This window comes from Holdemania massiliensis AP2 (assembly GCF_000327285.1).
In the GTDB taxonomy this organism is placed as follows: Bacteria; Bacillota_I; Bacilli_A; order Erysipelotrichales; family Erysipelotrichaceae; genus Holdemania; species Holdemania massiliensis.
Map to the genome: position 1 here is coordinate 1,213,911 of NZ_HE998567.1, position 17,639 is coordinate 1,231,549.

The 17,639-nt window shown below is 45.3% G+C and carries 12 protein-coding genes; 1 reads left to right on the forward strand and 11 read right to left on the reverse strand.

Annotation, left to right across the window (positions count from 1 at the left end; translation table 11 throughout):
- Positions 1 to 62: 62 nt before the first annotated feature.
- The 3 genes from BN162_RS05725 to pheA form a co-directional block, all read right to left on the reverse strand.
- On the reverse strand, positions 63 to 803 hold the full coding sequence (locus BN162_RS05725; protein ID WP_020224135.1) for a type II secretion system protein: 741 nt from the start codon (positions 801 to 803) through the stop codon (positions 63 to 65).
- A 112-nt stretch (positions 804 to 915) separates the two neighbouring features.
- Positions 916 to 1,542, reverse strand: coding sequence for a thioredoxin domain-containing protein (locus tag BN162_RS05730; RefSeq protein WP_020224136.1), 627 nt, complete (start codon positions 1,540 to 1,542; stop codon positions 916 to 918).
- Entirely contained in the window at positions 1,539 to 2,384 is an 846-nt protein-coding gene (gene pheA / locus BN162_RS05735) for a prephenate dehydratase (protein ID WP_020224137.1), read from the reverse strand. The genes BN162_RS05730 and pheA overlap by 4 nt, the downstream gene beginning before the upstream one ends.
- A 93-nt stretch (positions 2,385 to 2,477) precedes the next feature.
- On the opposite strand from pheA, the gene BN162_RS05740 reads away from it, so the two are divergent.
- Complete coding sequence (locus BN162_RS05740) at positions 2,478 to 3,038, forward strand: hypothetical protein (protein WP_020224138.1); 561 nt, start codon at positions 2,478 to 2,480, stop codon at positions 3,036 to 3,038.
- Positions 3,039 to 3,716: 678 nt separating this feature from the next.
- Here the strand turns inward: BN162_RS05740 and BN162_RS05745 are convergent.
- The 8 genes from BN162_RS05745 to BN162_RS05780 all read right to left on the reverse strand — a co-directional run bounded on the left by BN162_RS05745 (position 3,717) and on the right by BN162_RS05780 (position 17,561).
- Entirely contained in the window at positions 3,717 to 4,439 is a 723-nt protein-coding gene (locus tag BN162_RS05745; RefSeq protein WP_020224140.1) for a DUF5131 family protein, read from the reverse strand.
- A 66-nt stretch (positions 4,440 to 4,505) separates the two neighbouring features.
- Complete coding sequence (locus BN162_RS05750; protein ID WP_020224141.1) at positions 4,506 to 4,964, reverse strand: VOC family protein; 459 nt, start codon at positions 4,962 to 4,964, stop codon at positions 4,506 to 4,508.
- Positions 4,961 to 5,788, reverse strand: a complete 828-nt coding sequence (locus tag BN162_RS05755; RefSeq protein WP_020224142.1) for a helix-turn-helix domain-containing protein — start codon at positions 5,786 to 5,788, stop codon at positions 4,961 to 4,963. The genes BN162_RS05750 and BN162_RS05755 overlap by 4 nt, the downstream gene beginning before the upstream one ends.
- A gap of 576 nt (positions 5,789 to 6,364) precedes the next feature.
- Positions 6,365 to 6,946, reverse strand: a complete 582-nt coding sequence (locus tag BN162_RS05760; protein WP_020224143.1) for a TetR/AcrR family transcriptional regulator — start codon at positions 6,944 to 6,946, stop codon at positions 6,365 to 6,367.
- Positions 6,939 to 10,925: an efflux RND transporter permease subunit gene (locus BN162_RS05765; protein ID WP_020224144.1), complete on the reverse strand. Its 3,987-nt coding sequence runs from the start codon at positions 10,923 to 10,925 to the stop codon at positions 6,939 to 6,941. Before BN162_RS05765 ends, BN162_RS05760 begins: the two co-directional genes overlap by 8 nt.
- Before the next feature lie 168 nt (positions 10,926 to 11,093).
- The gene (locus BN162_RS05770; RefSeq protein WP_020224145.1) at positions 11,094 to 14,450 is read right to left on the reverse strand and encodes a response regulator; all 3,357 of its coding nucleotides are present in this window, start codon (positions 14,448 to 14,450) and stop codon (positions 11,094 to 11,096) included.
- Between the two features lie 2 nt (positions 14,451 to 14,452).
- Positions 14,453 to 15,724 (reverse strand): ABC transporter substrate-binding protein, encoded by a 1,272-nt coding sequence (locus tag BN162_RS05775; RefSeq protein WP_040451162.1) that lies wholly within the window; start codon positions 15,722 to 15,724, stop codon positions 14,453 to 14,455.
- A gap of 352 nt (positions 15,725 to 16,076) precedes the next feature.
- Positions 16,077 to 17,561 (reverse strand): DNA recombination protein RmuC, encoded by a 1,485-nt coding sequence (locus BN162_RS05780; protein ID WP_020224147.1) that lies wholly within the window; start codon positions 17,559 to 17,561, stop codon positions 16,077 to 16,079.
- Positions 17,562 to 17,639: the final 78 nt, after the last annotated feature.

The window sequence follows — 17,639 nt, forward strand, 5'->3', positions numbered from 1 at the left end:
CCTTGTTTCAGATGATCCTACAGAACTAAATAACCTCACGGATCTTTCTTAAATAAAACTTGTTACTGAATGGAGTTAATATCTAATATGTTATACGTAAACCCTTCTGTTGTTTTATTCGATACGGTTCCTGTAAAATTCTCTCCTTTTTCTGCTCCAATTAAATTCTGATTAGCATCGTATGAGTAAACAACGCCCGTAATTGTTTCACCTTTTTTCGCATCTCCAATACCATCATAAATATAAACTTTAAAACCCGATCCACTTTTAATATCTTTTACAATTGTAAAATCAAAATTACCAATATCTAAATTGTATTTTTCAGCAATTTTCTGTTTAAATGGAGTACCAAAATTTTTTCCACGCGAATCAAGTACATCACGGTAAGGAAAATTCTTGATGTAATACTCTTCAACAGCCATTTTCAGAACATCCCCCGAATAGTTCGCTAATTTTTGCTGATCCGATTGTCCATGTTCTTCACAATAAACAGTGAAATCACTTTTATTATATTGATCTACCTCCACATGAATTCTTCCACCAAGCGGGCAAAGTTTTTCATGATCTCCTAAATTTTCATCAATTACTCTTTCTGCATCTTCTTTATCAAAATCCTCGTAATGAAGAGAATATTCCATAACCATTAATTTATAAGCATTAGCCACATTGGCATTGCATATCGTCACAGAAGCCGTTTTCGTAAATCCAGTTAACCGCGGCACCAACATCAACATCAGCAACACTAAAATCGCCACAACGACGATCAATTCAATCAATGTAAAACCTTTATTCCGCCGTTTCATCCTTTATCCCCCGCTTTACTATGAACTATCGAAAAGATTAATTGAAATCCATTTTTATTATATCATCCTAATTTCAATAACCGAATCCTTTTTTAAGTAAAAAACAGCGTAATTAGTTCTCTGCTTTCAGACTTTCAATCATTTCTGCGTAAATCTCTTTCAGCTGTGTTTGTTCAGCATCAGTCATCGGTCCTAGATAAGGATCATGCGTATCCACTGTCGAGATATGATTGGAAGCTACCTGTCCCTTTAAAATTAACGCTACATCTGGTACATAAAAGCTTTCTTCCCCTTCTTCATTGGTCAGCAGCCATCCTTGAAAACGGCGGATCAGCGTATCAAACATCGCTTCCGAATAGTTTTCCGATTTGCTTGTATCGACATAATAAACTAAGACACCGTTCTCTTTCGCAGCCTGATTCAACAGCGGAATGGCTTCTACGCACCAAGGACAATTCGGCTTGCCGTAATAGATCAGAAATGAATCACCTTGTTCCATCTTTGACAATGAATCTTCCAGGCCGATCTCAACGAAGACATTCAACGTATCATTAAAACCTTCATAAGCACTCATATCTGCAGGATTTGCATTTACAGAAGCATTCGGCGCCGGGGTTGGCGCCAGCGTTTCTTCAATCTTCGGAGTAGGTGTATCTGCCGGATCCGGCGTGGGTTGAGGGGCTGCGGCGCAGGCACCTAAGATCATAGCCAGCAAGATTAAGATTATCCCTTTTTTCATAACAACTCTCCATTAAACGCCCGCTTATAACTCCCTAAAACTTTTACTTCCAAACAATGTTCGCGGACCTCAGCAATCGCTTCGCGGGTTTTATCCTGAAGCAGACTGCCGTCAAAATCAATATAGAAACAATACTCAAACATCCGTCCTCGGATCGGGCGGGATTCCAGCTTTAACATGTTGATGCCGCGCTGGGCAAACACGCGGATAACTTCATACAGAGCTCCCGGTTCATGATTGACAACAAAGTACATGCTGATTTTGTCTGCTTCAGGAACGCTCTGCTCCCCTTTAACAACACAGAAAAACCGCGTTGTATTCAACTGATTATCCTGCACCCGTTCCTTTAAAATAGGCAGATCGTAATATTGCGCAGCCAGCCAGCTGCCCAGTGCAGCTTTGGTTGGATCCTGACACTGGGCTACATATTCTACACTCTTTGCCGTATCCTGATAAGTCACCGGTTTAATCCAAGGATGCGCCGCAAAGAATCCGGAGCATTGATCAAGCGGTTCCGGATGGGAATACACCTCGCGCAAATCTTCGATTTTGGACTGCGGCAAGCCAATTAAATGCTCATCAATACGAACTAAAATTTCACCCACCGCAAAAATATCGCTGTCTTTTAGTAAGTCGTAAGTCCGATAAATGATACCGGTCGTTGTATTCTCTACCGGAAGCAGTGCATAATCAATCATGCCCTTTTCCACGTCCGCAATAATCGAAGGAAAATTCTTATAATTACAGGCCTCAAAAACCTGATTCTTAAAAAATTCCTGAACTGCAATTTCACTGAAGGTGCCATGCGCCCCCTGATACCCCACCTTGATTTTCTTATCCATGTTCGTCCTCCAAAGTGAATTTATTGTATCACATTTTTTCCGGCTGCGTAGTCCGGATTTGAATTGAACCGCGCTTTTCGTTATAATGGAAACATGAAAAAAACGCGTTATTTCCTAAATAAAACTGAATGGCTCGGCGGGGTGCTGTTTCCGCTCTACACCCTTTTTCTGATTCTGCGGGACAATCCGCTGACAACCAACCTGTCTTGGGTTGGCAACGGATTAGGCTATCGTTATTTAATTCTGATTTGGGCTGTCAGCGGCGCTTTTATTTTCCGAATGATGATTCGGGATTTAGCGCAGGCTTTCAAGCTTTGCTGGAAAGGTTGCTATGATCTGACCTTTCTGTTCATGATCCTTTCGATGGTCTTTCCCTATTTGCCGGAAACCTTGCCCTTTCTGGCTCATCTGCACATCCTCATCAGCAATCTGGCCTTCATCGCTTTGAATGTTCTGATCCTGAGCGTTTTTTATCAGGGACAGCAGCGCAGATGGCAGTTAGGCCGCTGGGGAATTGAAGTCACTTCTGTGATCTTGATCTTCTGTGCTTTGCTGTATACCCGCTTTCTGAGTATTAATTCATTATTGGAAATGTTTTATACTGCCGCAATGGCATGGCTGCTGCTGCTCGCACGCCGAAAATGCCGCGTTTAATCTAGATTCTCGCTCAATAAAAAAGCGAAAGGGAAATTGTGAAAAGGAAGTAAACGAAACTTATCGTGAACACTGGCAAACAGGACACAAAGTAAAACAGGTGTTTTGTCTAGATAACGGTTTGACTGTTTTATCATGCAAATAAGTATCGTTTTTAGGGAAATATAACTCCCCTTTCCTCATCCCCGCTCCTTGCTTAGCTATCAAAAAGGAACTTAAAAATGCATAGATAAACTTAGAATGTCCTTGAACCCTAAACAGATTCTTGAAATATCCAGCGCAATACCGTAGATATCTGCGCTTCTGTTTCTCACGTACACATTCCTACTTTATGTATCGGCATAACCATAGACGTTTAAGCAATACAAATAGTTACAACATACTTAATAACCTGACAGTCCATTAATATTGGCACTATCTTCCATTACAGCGAACAGCTTTTTAACAAGTTTATCAAAGCCGAAAAGGACACGGAGATACCTCATGGATACCGCCATGTCCTAAAAAAAGCAACTTTCATCCCCCTTCTGGCTTCACCTTTCTCAAATAGGAAAAACAGCGACTTCGATTGTTATTGGTTAGGCTTCTATATTTATTTGACTGCATAACGATTCAGCTGTCTGCCTATTTTATTTTTGTCAGCATTGAAACAACCGCTCCATTGTATTTGAAGTTTTGTCAAAATAATTTTTTTCCGTCTGAAATATCTATTCCCAGTTCTTTCGCGATACTCGTTTGCTTAAAAGGATTTATTTTTTCAACTATACCGTTACGTCTGAAAAGTGAGCCTGTATTTTTGAACCAAAAAGTTATGTTAGCTTTCTGACATTGTTCACGAATGTTCAGCACCCACTCAAAATCACATTCTCGAGCATCTCGCCCGGTTTCACCACCTGCGGTAACATGTTCTACGCCATGAAGATATGGTGTTAAGTCTATCGTTTCTAAAAGTGGGGAACAAGCGATAAATCGCCGCTTAATCGGATAAGATAGGAATAACGGAAGTCTATAATTGGCTAATTGTTGATTTTCAACAGTACAGCCAATATTTACATTGTCGTATCCTGCTCCCCAATCTGACGGAAGCGATACAAGGAATCGATCAATCCGTTTTGTCAAAATCAAAAAATCAATATCTGTCCGTTCCTTAATCATAGCCCAGATCTCCCCGCGCCACGCGTCCGCTTCAGGCAGAAAAAAATCAGTAGCAAAACAGGTAGCAAGAATTTTATCCCCTTTGATGTTATACTCGCCTTTTTTATTTTTCCTTATAGGCCAGTCGAATTTATCTGTTTTTAGAATTGTATTCTGTCCATATTGTCTCGCATATGGCCCGTAGAAATAACAGTTTGTACAGCCGTCGCTTACTTTGTAACAGCCTGTCCATGGCTCCCAATTCATATGCAGCCTCCTTTGTTTCGAGTTAAACAGCAGCTTTGCCATAGTTGCCCTGTGACGTATATCCTATTACAACGCATACTGCTTTACGATTTCAACGGGAAACATCGTGCGAGCCGCAACTTCCTCAACCGTCATCCCTTGGCTGATAAAGCGTTGGATCACGCTATTCATCGCCTCTGCAATCTCAACAATATGTCGGTCAGGGTCATATACTCGAATGTCCCGTTGTCCCCACGGATATTCCTTAATTTTATGGACCCAGTGCAAGTCGGTTATGTTTCTCATTTCGCCAAACACGCTGTCTAAATCTTCTACTTCAAAATAAAGTTGAAAATTGTGCGATTGTTCTTTAACACTATCGGCTTGTACCCCAACGATTTCAGCATATCCTTGTTGCAGGGAAAATCCCTCGAAGGTTACATGCACACCCATATCGATGATAGCGTTTTGGTGAAGAACTTTTTCATAAAAGTGTTTGGAAACCGCTATATCTTTAACTGCTAATAGACAACCTTGATACTTCATTTATTACTCCTCCTTTTTGAGGATATTATATTGTAGATCTCTGTTCCATCATAGTAAAAATCCGACATGGTTTTCATATATCTTCGAGGGGTAACACCACTAATCGCCTTGAAGTCTTTATCGAAATGGGCCTGATCAAAATATCCAGCTTGCTGCGACAATTCAGCAAAAAAAACAGGCGACCTCTGAATGTGCTTTAAAACATAATTAAAGCGGTTTATGCGTATATAACGCTTAACATTCATTCCGACTTGCATCAGAAACAAGCGGTTAAGCTGCCGTTCACTATAATGAGTTTGCTGCGCGATTTCGCTCACTTGGATTTGTCCGTGACGATCAAATATCATTGCAGCCGCCAATCGCAAAGCATCCGAAACAACATTTTTTTCTATACGTTTGATTAAAATTCTCTCACAAGTATTTACCAAATTGATTGTAGTTTTTGATGTTGCAAAGGCTTGATACAAAGACTTGAATAGGTCATGATCAATGTCTGCAAGTGAAAGGCGTTTGTCTGCAAATTCTGTTTGGCTTTGGCGTGTGATTTGATACAAACCATAAGGAGAAAGCTGAATAAGCAAAAGGATGCAATACCGATTTGGCTCTGCGCCTAATAAAATCGGCTTTGTAGTTGCTCCCCACAATTCGGCAATTACCGATGAACCATCAAAAGCAAGCGATAATGTTCCGCAAGCATTAGGCATAAGCGCATATTGTGGCATAAACATATTACTCCTTGGAAATACGATATTATAATATAAAATATATTTTCTTATTTCTACAGAAGAGGGAAACACATTGAATTGCTTGTCATTTTTGATCATATGGTTTCCCCCTTACCTATTGAAAATTTTATTCCTGCTCTTTTTCCGCTATAATCCGCCTGCACCGCTGTCACGCTTAACACTGTTTTACCATGTTCATCAAGCCAGACAATGTGATTCTATTATACAAGGGTTATGATATGACAGCTAGGATTAAGCAAAAGTTATAAACTTCATTCCTGTTCCCATTATAATATAGCGGATATCCCTCAATTCCGCAAATTTTTACGAGCATGTTACCCTCATGAAGTATGTCAATATTTTTTTATTGCAAAACAGAATAGCTATTAAAACGGATGCGGAAACAGCGGTTTGATAAAACGGAAAAAACGATGAAACACAAAGGGGGGAAAATGGAAATCGTATTTAACTTATGAATGAAATCCCTTACCGACATTTCCACAGCTAAGTGGAAATGAAGAAATAGGAAAAAAGACAGCATAACCCCTATAAGGAAGTGCTGCCTAATCGTAAAATACTTCTTTATGCCAATTTAATTTTACTTTTTTATTTCTGTTCCATTGAAATCGCAGCCTCTTCTGCGTTTTTTTAAATCTCTGATGAATTTCATAATGGTCAGGACAAGGCTTTCTGAAGTCCCTGACAGGCGTAATCCGCGGCCTGCTCTGCAGAAATTTTCAATTGCGGATTGGTGATCTGGAAGCAATAAGCTTCCATCACCCCGATCAACAGAAACCGCTGATATTCCCGCGGATGCTGCGGCTGAATCCAGCCCTCCTGCAGCGCCTGATCCAGCAAGACGTCGATGAGTTGAATCATCTGAAGCATAATGTTTTCCATAATTTCCTCACTGACATATTGCTTCAATTCGCGCTTGCCGACGCTTGACAGCAAGGTCTGAAACGGAGAGAACTGACTTAACGCTTTTTCCATAGCCGTTAAGATTTGCCTAAAACCCGCTTCAAAGCCTTGATCAAATTGAAGCAGATCACAGAAGCTGTCAAACTCCTTATGGAAGGTATACATCAAGGTTTCCCGAATAATCTCTTCTTTGGATGAAAAATACTCATAACAGGTTCCTTTGCCAATGCCGCACGCCTGAGCGATTTCAGATACTTTTAAATCATTCATGGAACGGCCTTGTTGCACCAGACTAATAACGCCCAGATAGACCTGTACCTTCTTATCCTCATTCATCGGCAGCCACTTCCTTCGCTTTTCTTCGATCTCGGCGCCGGCTTGTGACTTCGATCATAATCGGTACGACAAACAGCGTTAAGATTGTAGAATACGTCAAACCGCCAATGGTAACAATGGCCATGCCCTGCATCATATCACTGCCGGTTCCAATGCCCAGCGCCATGGTCGTCATGGCCAGAATCGTCGTCATGGCTGTCATCAGGATCGGACGCAGACGTGTCCGTCCGGTTTCCACAATCGCTTCATGGGTTATATATCCCAGTTCCTTTAATTGATTGGCGTAATCAATAAATACAATACCGTTGTTAACGACAACGCCGCACAGAACCAGAAAGCCCAGCATTGCGACAATGCTTAATTCCTGCCCCGTAATCAACAATCCCAAAAAGCCTCCGGTAAAGGCCAGCGGGATCGTAAACATGACGATAAACGGTGACAGCAGACTCTGAAACTGCGCAACCATGATCATATAGATAAACGCGATCGCTAACAGAATCATCTGAACCATCTGAAGCATCGTTTCCATAATCGTTTCGTTTTCACCACTGAATTCCAGCGTTACCGATTCCGGCAGCACGCTGGTGTCGAGCTGCTTTTCCACTTCACGGCTGACCAGAGTAACATTATAACCTTCTTTGATCGTACCGCTCACATTGACATAGCGGCGGGAATTCTCACGGTAAATGCTGTTCATGCCGCTGCCGTTTTCAATATCGGCAATCCGCCACAGTTCAACTTCTTTTTCTTCCTGATTCTGCGTTCCTTTCAGCTTCAGATCCTGCAGATTGTCCAGCTGAGTCAGGGAAGCAGCATCCTGAACAATCACGACCGGATAATCCTTATTCTGAATCGACAGTGTCGTACTGGTTGTTTCTTCTTTAATTCCGGAAGCAACGCTTTGGTAGATCTGCGCTACTGTCAGTCCGTATTTCATCGCTTCATTCTTATCGACAATGACGCGGATTTCATGCACCGGATCCTGCTGCCCGTCATCCACGACGTCAATGCCTTCAATCTGCTTCAGCTGATTCCCAATCTGAATGGCTGAAGCCTGCAGTTCATCCAAATCATCGCCATACAGCGTCATCGCAACACCGCTGCCGCCCAGCACGCTCAAGTCCATATTGCTTGTAGAAACCACAGCATCCACCGGCAGATCGGCCAGAACCTGCGGTATCTGCGCTTCCATCTTTTTCGTATCCGCTTTAGCTTCAGTAATGATATAGAAAGTCGTTGAGGTATTTCCGCCACCGCCCATCATCGTTGACAGACCGCTGCCGCCGCTGGTCACGCCGACCGTATCGACGCCTTCCACCTGCATCAGCCGCTCCATGACCTGATCATACATCGCAAAGCACTCTTTATCTGCCGCATCTTCATTCTGTAAAGAAACGCTGACAGACATCTGGCCGGAATCCATAGAGGGGATCAATGTCATCCCCATATTCATAACACCTATTGTGCTGAAAACCAGCAGCGCAATCACGCCGCCCATCACAATCAATTTGTGACCCAGCGACCATTTCAGAAGTCCAGTGTAACCATTCACGAGCTTTTCAAAGAAGGTATGCTTCTTTTCGTTTTGCTTTTTCAGCATCTTGCTGGCAAGCATCGGCACCAGCGTCAAGGCGACGATCAGCGAAGCGAGCAGCGAATAAGCGATCGTCAGTCCCATATCCACAAACAGCTGCCGCGCCAAACCAGTCGCAAAGACAATGGGCAGGAAGACGCAGACGGTCGTCAAGGTTGACGCAATGATCGCACCGGCAACCTGCTTGGCCCCTTCAATCGCGGCTTCAATGAGTCCCACACCTTCATTGCGCATCCGATAAATATTCTCAATGACGACAACCGAGTTATCAACGAGCATCCCGACGCCAAGAGCCAGGCCGGACAGGGAGATAATGTTCAGCGTTACACCGCTGAAATACATCAGCACCATCGCAAACATCAGTGAAATTGGAATGCTGAGGGCGATGATGATCGTCGGCTTGAGATCGCGCAGAAACAGAATTAAGACGATGACCGCCAGAATTGCGCCGTATAAGAAGTTCTCCAGAACCGAATTGACGATCATATCAATATAAACACCCTGATCCATCAAGGTAGAAAAATGCAGGCCTTCGTATTGTCCGCTCAGCTTCTCGAACGTTTTATGAAGCGCTTTGCAGACATCAGCCGTCGAAGCGGTTGAACTTTTCTGAAAAGAGAGCATGATGCCCGGATTTCCATTCACGCGGGTATATAATTCTTCACTGTTGTTAACGACCTGTACGCTGGCCAGATCCTGAAGCCGGACTTCTTCCAAGCCATCGATATCCATGGACATCAAAAGCAAATTTTCTACTTCTTCCAAAGAAGCAAACTGGTCTCCGACTTTGATCAGCAGCGAATCGTCATTGGAGGCGATGTAGCCTGCCGGCATAGAGAAGTTCTCAGCGGTCAGCATCGTCGAGATCATGCTTGGCGAAAGGGCTTCTGAGATATTTGCTTTTTTCAGCGCTTCATCACGCGCCTCGGCAATTTGTTTCAAGCCGTCTTCAATCTGTGTCTTTGCCGATTCCAGCGTTGTTTTGGTCGAGGAAATTGTCATCTCCCCTTTGGTGATTTCACCGGCTGCCGTCAGCTTTCCTGATTCCAGCTTCGACTGCAGGCTGTTGAGGTCGGAGACATCAATACCAGCTTGGGTCAGCATACTGCTGGCTGCCTGTTTCACGCCTTCAGCAGTCGCTATTTCAATTTCAACATTGCTGAGCTTGATTTTGGCATCCTCATACTTCGGCACAATCTGCAAAGCTGCCTGCATGGCCGTGATTCCAGCGCTCGCCTGTTCCTTTGCCGTGTTAAGCTCGCCAAGCATCGTGCTGATCAAAGCTTTGGCCTGTCCATAGTTTCCAATTTCAGCGGTGATGCCGGCGCTTTGAAGCATAGCTTTAATTTCCTCAGAAATCGGTTCCTCATCCGGTACTTCCTGAATTTGCTGTAGTAACGAAGTCAGGCTCTGGATTCTTCCCTCTAATTGACCAAGATTAGCTTGAATTTCAGCAATTTTAATCTCCGTTTTAGCTGCGATTTCCTCGGCCGTTGCTTCCGCTCCCAATCCCAGCTGTGCTTTCAGCTGATCCACACCGTTGACAATCTGCGTAAATGCAGCCTGTTCCGCTTTCAGCTGAGTGATCTGGGAATCCATCGCGATCAAATTGGTCGCTGCCTGCTGCAGCTGAACTGAGGACTGCGCCAGTTTGTCATAGGTTTCATTCTTTGTGCTTGTTAATTCTGATTCTCCGTCAGTAATTTTCTGCAGACCGTCATTAACTTCCTGCAGCTTTTCCCGTAATTCCCGCTCTGTCTTAGCTAATTCAGAATCCACGCTGGCCAGGACTTTGTTGTTGATCTCATCGATCTTCTGATGATCGAGAACAATCTGAACAGTCTCTTCCAACAATCCCGTCGGATCGACCGAGGCGACACCCTTTGTCTTTTCCAGTTCCGGTACGACTTTTTCATTCACAAAGTCGCTCAATCCCTGAAGATCATGACCATCATAATCGGCCGTTGCCATCATGATCGGCATCATATTCGGATTGATTGCCATCAATGTCGGACTGGATATGGTCTCATCCAAGTATCCTTTAACTAAGTCAATCTTGGCGTTCAAATCGAGCATTGCCGTATCCATATTGGTATCATCGGCAAACTCTAAAATAATCAACGATAAGTTATCCGAGGAAATCGAACTCATATTCGATAAATTCTCGGTCGTACTGACAGAGGATTCCAGAATCCGCGTCAGACTGGTTTCTACTTTTTCGGCGCTGGCACCCGGATAAGTCGAATAGATGACGACATAGGGCAGCTCCATTTCCGGCAAGAGGTCAGTTGTAGAATTCATAAATGAAATAACGCCCAACAACAGGCACATGACCACTCCCACGATTACAGTATAAGGTTTCTTAACACTGAATTTAGAAAACATAGGCCTCTCCTTTTTCCGACCGACTGGTCGGTCACTTCGCTATTGTATTCCATTCCTCATAAAAATACAATTGACAAATGCAAGAATTTATCGTTTTCCGAAAGCTTTCCTGCTTTCATTCCAAAACAAATCCCGCAGACCTGCGGGATTGATAATTCATGGATGCTTCTAATCGTTTCCCTGCCGATGCGATTTTGTCAGAAACTGCAGCAAAATCTCCGCGAGCCGCTGAATATCAATCGGCTTGGCAAAATGAGCGTTCATGCCTGCCTGCAAAGCCAGCCGGACATCCTCATCAAAGGCGTTGGCGGTCATCGCAATGATCGGCAGAGTTTTTACATCGGCGCGCTTCAGCTGACGAATCTGCCGGGTCGCTTCATAACCGTTTAAGCGCGGCATTTGGATATCCATCAGAACTAAATCATAATAGCCTTCCGGGCTGGAAGCGATTTTCTCAACAGCCGCTTGTCCATCATCCACCTCATCCATTTCAACGGTGATCAGACTGGCAATCATTTCACGGACTATCTCACGGTTGATCTCATTATCCTCTGCCAGAAGCAGACGGCAATCGCTGAAATAAGACAAAGTGGGTTTGACTGAGATCGGTTTCCGGTGTTCTTCTTCAAGCTCATTCAGCAGACGGCAGATTTTAAAGCGGTAGAAGGGTTTCGTCAAAAAACCACTGACCCCGCACTGACGAGCCTGTTCTTCAATATCCGACCAATCATAGGCTGAAAGAATGACGATTTCCGGCTGATCTTTCAGTTTCTGCCGCAGCTCTCTTACCGTTTCCAAACCGTTCATCCCCGGCATCTTCCAGTCGATCAAAATCAGTTTATACGGATGTTCTGATGTCTGAGCCTGCATCCCGGCTGCAATTGCCGCTTCTCCGCTGCTGCAGTAATCAGCGCGCATTCCCAACTTTGTTAACAAAGCGCCGGCCTCCTCGCCGATTTGCAGATCATCATCAGCGATCAAAACGCGGGCTCCCTGCCAGTTCGCCGGAATTTGTTCATCCGGCTGACTCTGCAGCGACAGCGGCAAAATCACAGTAAACACGGAGCCTTGTCCCACATGACTTTGAACCTGAATTTCGCCGTTCATCAGATCCACCAGGTTCTTCGTGATCGCCATGCCCAATCCGGTTCCGTTCACGGTCCGGGTCATCGGATTGTCAGAACGTTCAAACGGCTGAAACAAATGCTTCATGAATTCCGGATCCATACCGATTCCCGTATCGCTGCATTGGAAGACGAAATTTTGATATCCTTTATAAGAACTTGGACGCTGACTCATTTCAATCGTAACCCTGCCGCCGGCCGGCGTATACTTCACGGCATTGCTTAAGATGTTGAGGCAAATTTGCCTAATTCGCAGCGGATCACCCTGCACGCCTTCTTTCTCCAGCACCCCTGGCTGAAATACAAACGTCAGACCTTTTTCTTCAGCCTGCGGCCGAATAAGTTCCACAACCTCAATGATCAGCTCAGCAAAATTAAAGGGTTCCTGAGTGATGGTCAATTTTCCGCTTTCAATCTTGGACATATCCAGGATGTCGTTGATCAAACTGAGCAGATGCTTGCTTGAAAGACTGATCTTGTGCAGACATTCCTTCACCCGATCCGGTTCATTCAGACGTGTTTCGGCAATGGCCGTCATGCCGACGATGGCATTCATCGGGGTACGGATATCATGACTCATATTGGATAAAAACTGACTTTTCGCCACGCTGGCTGCTTGAGCATTTTCCAATGCTGTCTTCAGGATTTCCTGCTGCCGTTCAGCCTTTAAGCGCTGCTCGTCAATCCGCCGGGAAATCAGAATCGCCAGCTGATCCTCGGAATAGGGGTTGTCAACATGAATGATCTGCGTTGTTGTCCAATGATATTGATCATCGGTTAAAAGCATTTTCATCTCCAGCTGGATCTCACCGCTTTCTCCGGCAAACGTCTTGCGCAGAGCCGCCAGCTGAAACGCTTCGTAATCATCAGCAAATTCCGGATCAACCGTGCTTTTTAAATCGTCATACAATTCACTGTAGGTTTCCTGCTTACCCAGATCCAGCATCAGCCCTGGACTGACATGGACAAAATACACCTCATCCCGCGTCAGATTCAGACTGATAATAACCGGATAAGCGTTGGAAAGGGCGCTGACCAACGTCAGCCGTTCCTGTTGTGTTCTTTGTTTTTCAGCTTCTTCAGCCTGTTTTTCCTTCGTGATATCATGGAAAGCATAGATCAGCACCGGTTTTCCATTTTCATCCAGCGTCTGCTCAATAATCCCGGAAGTCCAGAACCTTTCCCCATCCGCTTTTTTCATCAACTCCACGATGTTGACCTTCTGACCACTGTGTACGGCGGCTTCAATCTGCCGAACAAAGCGGGCATAATCTTGGGCGGACATGGCCGTCTGAAGGTTCTGGTTCAATGTATCCTCGGAATTTTCCATCGCATATCTGAGCAAACGCCGTCCTTCCCGGTTTAACTGAAGCAGATGATAAGGCGGATCAACCGAAATCAAGGCCACGGCTTCCGGCAGGGCGTTGTATAAATGACTGATATAATTGGTCTGATGCGTTAAACGCTGTTGCGTTTTCGTCCTATGCCGCAAATAAAGCAGCACCAATAGGCTGATTCCCAGAACCGCTGAAAGAATTAAGGTCAGCGCCTGCCTTAAAAGCGCATTGGTCTGCGCGTTGACAGCGGCTTCCGGAATGATCGATATCAAAACCCAGTCCGACTGCAGTCCTACCGGCGTAAAACAGAAAACGGTCCGTTCGCCTTCATAAGTAAAGATGGCCCAGCCGGTATCCGCCCCTTTCAGCGCCTGGGCAAACTGGCTCAGAGCCTGCGGATCATTCGCCTGCGGCGAAAGCATATCCAACAAATTCTGAACCGATTTGTTGCTGTTGGGATGCGCGGCGCGGATCAAGACATTTCCCTGGGTATCCACAACATAGGAAAACCCGGCATCCTCATAAAAGGAAAGCGTAAACGTATCGGCGATGCCGCTGACTTCAAATTCCTTAATCAAATAGCCTTCCTCGCCATCCGCAAAATGAACACGAAGAACCAGATCAAACACATCCATTCCCGTCACGCTGCTGATATGCGGATCAATCACATCCTGATCTTTGCTCCGCCGATCAAGCAAGGTTATCGCCTGCTGATCACAAGGTTGATCCAAAGGCAGAATGAGATCCTCGGAAAGTACCAGATGAATATCGTTTTCCAGTTCGTTGAAATCCTGAAACAACCGGTTTAGTTTCTCTTGATCGTCCGTCTGCATTTCAGCCAGCCGATCAGCGATCCTTCCCAAATCTTCATAGTTTTCATTAAGCTGTACGGCAAGTGTCCGTCGTCCCTGACGGGTCGCTTCCAGAATTGTGTTGATTGATTGCTTCCATAGCTGCGTTTTCACATTGGTTACAAAATAAGCGGTCATCAAACAAAGTCCAATCGCCAAAACCAGCGCTCCCAAGGTGAATGACCGGCGGGAATTCTTCTTGTTTTTTTCCATGATTATCCCTCCTGGTTCGCTTCCTCATCGAGCTGCTCCATAACACGATTTACAGGTTCGCCCTGTAAAAGCCGCTGTACCGCCTGGGCTGTCAGTTCCCAGATCGGTTTGTCCAGCAGCGAATCAGAGCCGATCACAGACCGTCCTGATTCATAGACAGGAATCAGCGGCTGAATCTGATCCAAAGACGAAGGGCGGCTGTTTTTCAACGGACTGAATGAGGACTGCTGATCCGCGAATTTCTGAATATTGTCAAAACGGGTAAAAAACTCAACAAACCGCAGAGCTTCTTCGCGATGGGGACTGTCGGCGTTGACGCTTAAACGGGTATCAGCGTTGATGACGACAAAACTGCCATCCTCCATCAAGGGATAGGGAACAACCGAAAATTGAAAATTGAGCTCTTTTTGCGCCAGCCGCCCGGCCGCCCAAGCTCCTGTTAATAAGAAAGGAGCCTCGCCTTGGGCAAAAATATCCAGATCATCCGAGGTCTTCTGTGTTGTGAGCGTCGCGGCCGGATCCAAATATCCCTTTTGGATCATGGCTTCCACGTAGGTAAATCCAGAAGACAGCTTTTCGCTGAGCGCGGCCTGCCCGGCATTGATCTGTTCAAAATAAGCCGCCTGCTGATGCGCTTGATAGGTTGCAGCCAGACTCATTCCAATCGCTACCGTTTTCAGCGAAATGTCATTGTTGGCAATGACCGGCGTAATTCCCTGACGGACGAAATCATCACAGACAGCTTCCCATTCTGCTAAAGTAGACGGAACTTCATGATGATATTCTTTTAACAGATCAAGATTGCAGTAAAGGCCAAAAACGGAAACCGTCGTCGGCACCCAATATATATAATTTCCTTCCCACATCTGACTCAACATTTCATCCGTGTAATTTTCAATCGTCGCCAAACCGGAGAGGTCAGCCAGTTGCCCCTGCTTGGCCAAGGTCAGAGCAGTGTCATGATTCACCATAAAAATATCGTCGCCTTTACCCTTGGCCATGCGTTTGATCAGCGCTTCATAATAAGCGTTTCCTTTCAAACTTTCATAAGCTACGCTGATTCCCGGATTTTCATCCATGAACTGCGAAATGATCGCTTCAATCACCTTGACATTCTCCGGTTCATATTTATTGCCAAAGTAGGTCAGGGTTACTGTTGACGCTTGATTTGAAGGAAGGATGACTACGGGATTGTCCGGGCCGGTACAGCCAGCAATCAACATTAAAGTGAGTCCCCAAACACACCATTGACGTCCTTTCCTTTTTCGCCGCATCGCTTATCCTCTCCTCTTTTTCATCGTCAACTTGCTTAAATGAAACCAAGGTGATGACTACTTTTTTTATTTTACTATTCTTATCTTAACTTAATTTTCAATTAAACACCATGGAAACAGAGTGCAGATACGCAAAAAAATGATCTTAACACCTGTGAGACGTGCCCGAAATCATGAAAGACAGCTTTCGTAGCCAATTCAATCTAAGCTCCGGATTGGGTTGTCCTATCTACAGAAAAGAAGCCTGTCCCTTGGAACTATTAAGATTCCCGTGACCTGCCTCTTTTTATGTTTCCTTCCTGTTTAATCATCACTGAACAAGAAATGGGAAAATGATTCCCCAAAGATAAACTTATGCCTCTACCGGAATGTCGTCCTCAGCATTCACTTCCAGCAGCTGGGCTGACTGGGCCGGATCCAGCTTATCCACAGCCTTGAGTTTACGCTGAATCATCCTCGTTCGGGTACCGACCAGCTTATCCAGCTCTTTATTGGCCTGATCCAGCCGCTGCTGCGTCATTGTGAGAACGTCGTGGAACTTATCGAATTCCGTTTTTACCGCCCCTAGAACAGTCCAGACTTCGCTGCTGCGTTTTTGAATGGCTAAGGTTCTAAAGCCCATCTGCAGGCTGTTGAGCAAGGCCGCCATCGTGCTCGGTCCCGCGATGTTGATGCGGTAATCCCGCTGCAGTGTTTCCACTAAGCCGCGGTTGACGACTTCGGCATACAATCCCTCAAACGGCAAAAACAGAATTGCGAAATCCGTCGTATAAGGCGGTTCAATATATTTATCATGAATCTCTTTCGCAAAGGAACGGATGCGCTGAGACAGCACATTGACAGCCTGCGTCACCGCTTCCTGACTGCCGGAATCATAGGCATCCTGCAGATTGGCATAGGCATCCGCCGGAAATTTGGAGTCGATCGGCAGCCAGACCGGCTGATCTTCCTCACCCGGCAGCTTGATCGCAAATTCAACGACGTTCTTGCTTCCCGGCACCGTGGCCACATTCGTCGCGTATTGTTCCGGTGAAAGAATTTCCTCTAAAATCGCCCCCAGCTGAATTTCCCCGACAATCCCGCGAGCTTTGACATTGGACAGCACTTTTTTCAAATCGCCGACCCCGACCGCCAGCGTCTGCATTTCACCTAATCCTTTATACACCTGTTCCAGCCGGTCATTGACTAATTGGAATGATTGGGTCATTTTATCTTCCAGTGTTTTCTGGAGCTTTTCATCCACAGTCTGACGCATTTCATCCAGCCGGCGGTTGTTGTCCTGCTGGATTGAAGTCAGCTGTTTTTCAATCGTCTGGCGCATGTTTTCCAATTTCTGCTCATTGCCGCTTTCAAATGTTTTCAGACGATTTTCCAGCACGCTGAACTGATTGGCCATCGCTGTATTGAGCGTGTTCTGCTTTTCTGAAAGCGACTGGCTGATCTCTGAGAATTTCCGGCTCTGCAGTTCTGAAATCTGCTGTTGGTTCGAGCTTAACAGCGCGCTTAAGGACTGGAGCATCTCACGCTGGGCAGCCTGCTGCTGCAAAACGCTTTGATTCATCGCGTCCAGCTTCTGACTTTCAGCCTGAAATGCCGTCTGCTGATTAGCGCTCAGCATTTCCCCGACCAAGCGGACAGCATTCTGAGCGGCATCGACAATTTCCTGCCGGCTCTGCCGATCCTGTTCGGCCAGTGTGGTCTGCAGCGCTGTCAGCTTCTTCTCTATATCCTGAGCTTCCAGCTGGCTCAAACGACGGTTCATTCCGATCAGCTGAACCACAATGACCACCATCAAGACGACTATGACGGCCGCCAGAATTAAAATTCCTGTTTCCATTCTTCTCTCCCCGCTTTCTGAAGGAAACTGCCGGACTTTGCCGGCAGCTGTGTAATTGATTATACAGGAAAACCAGTT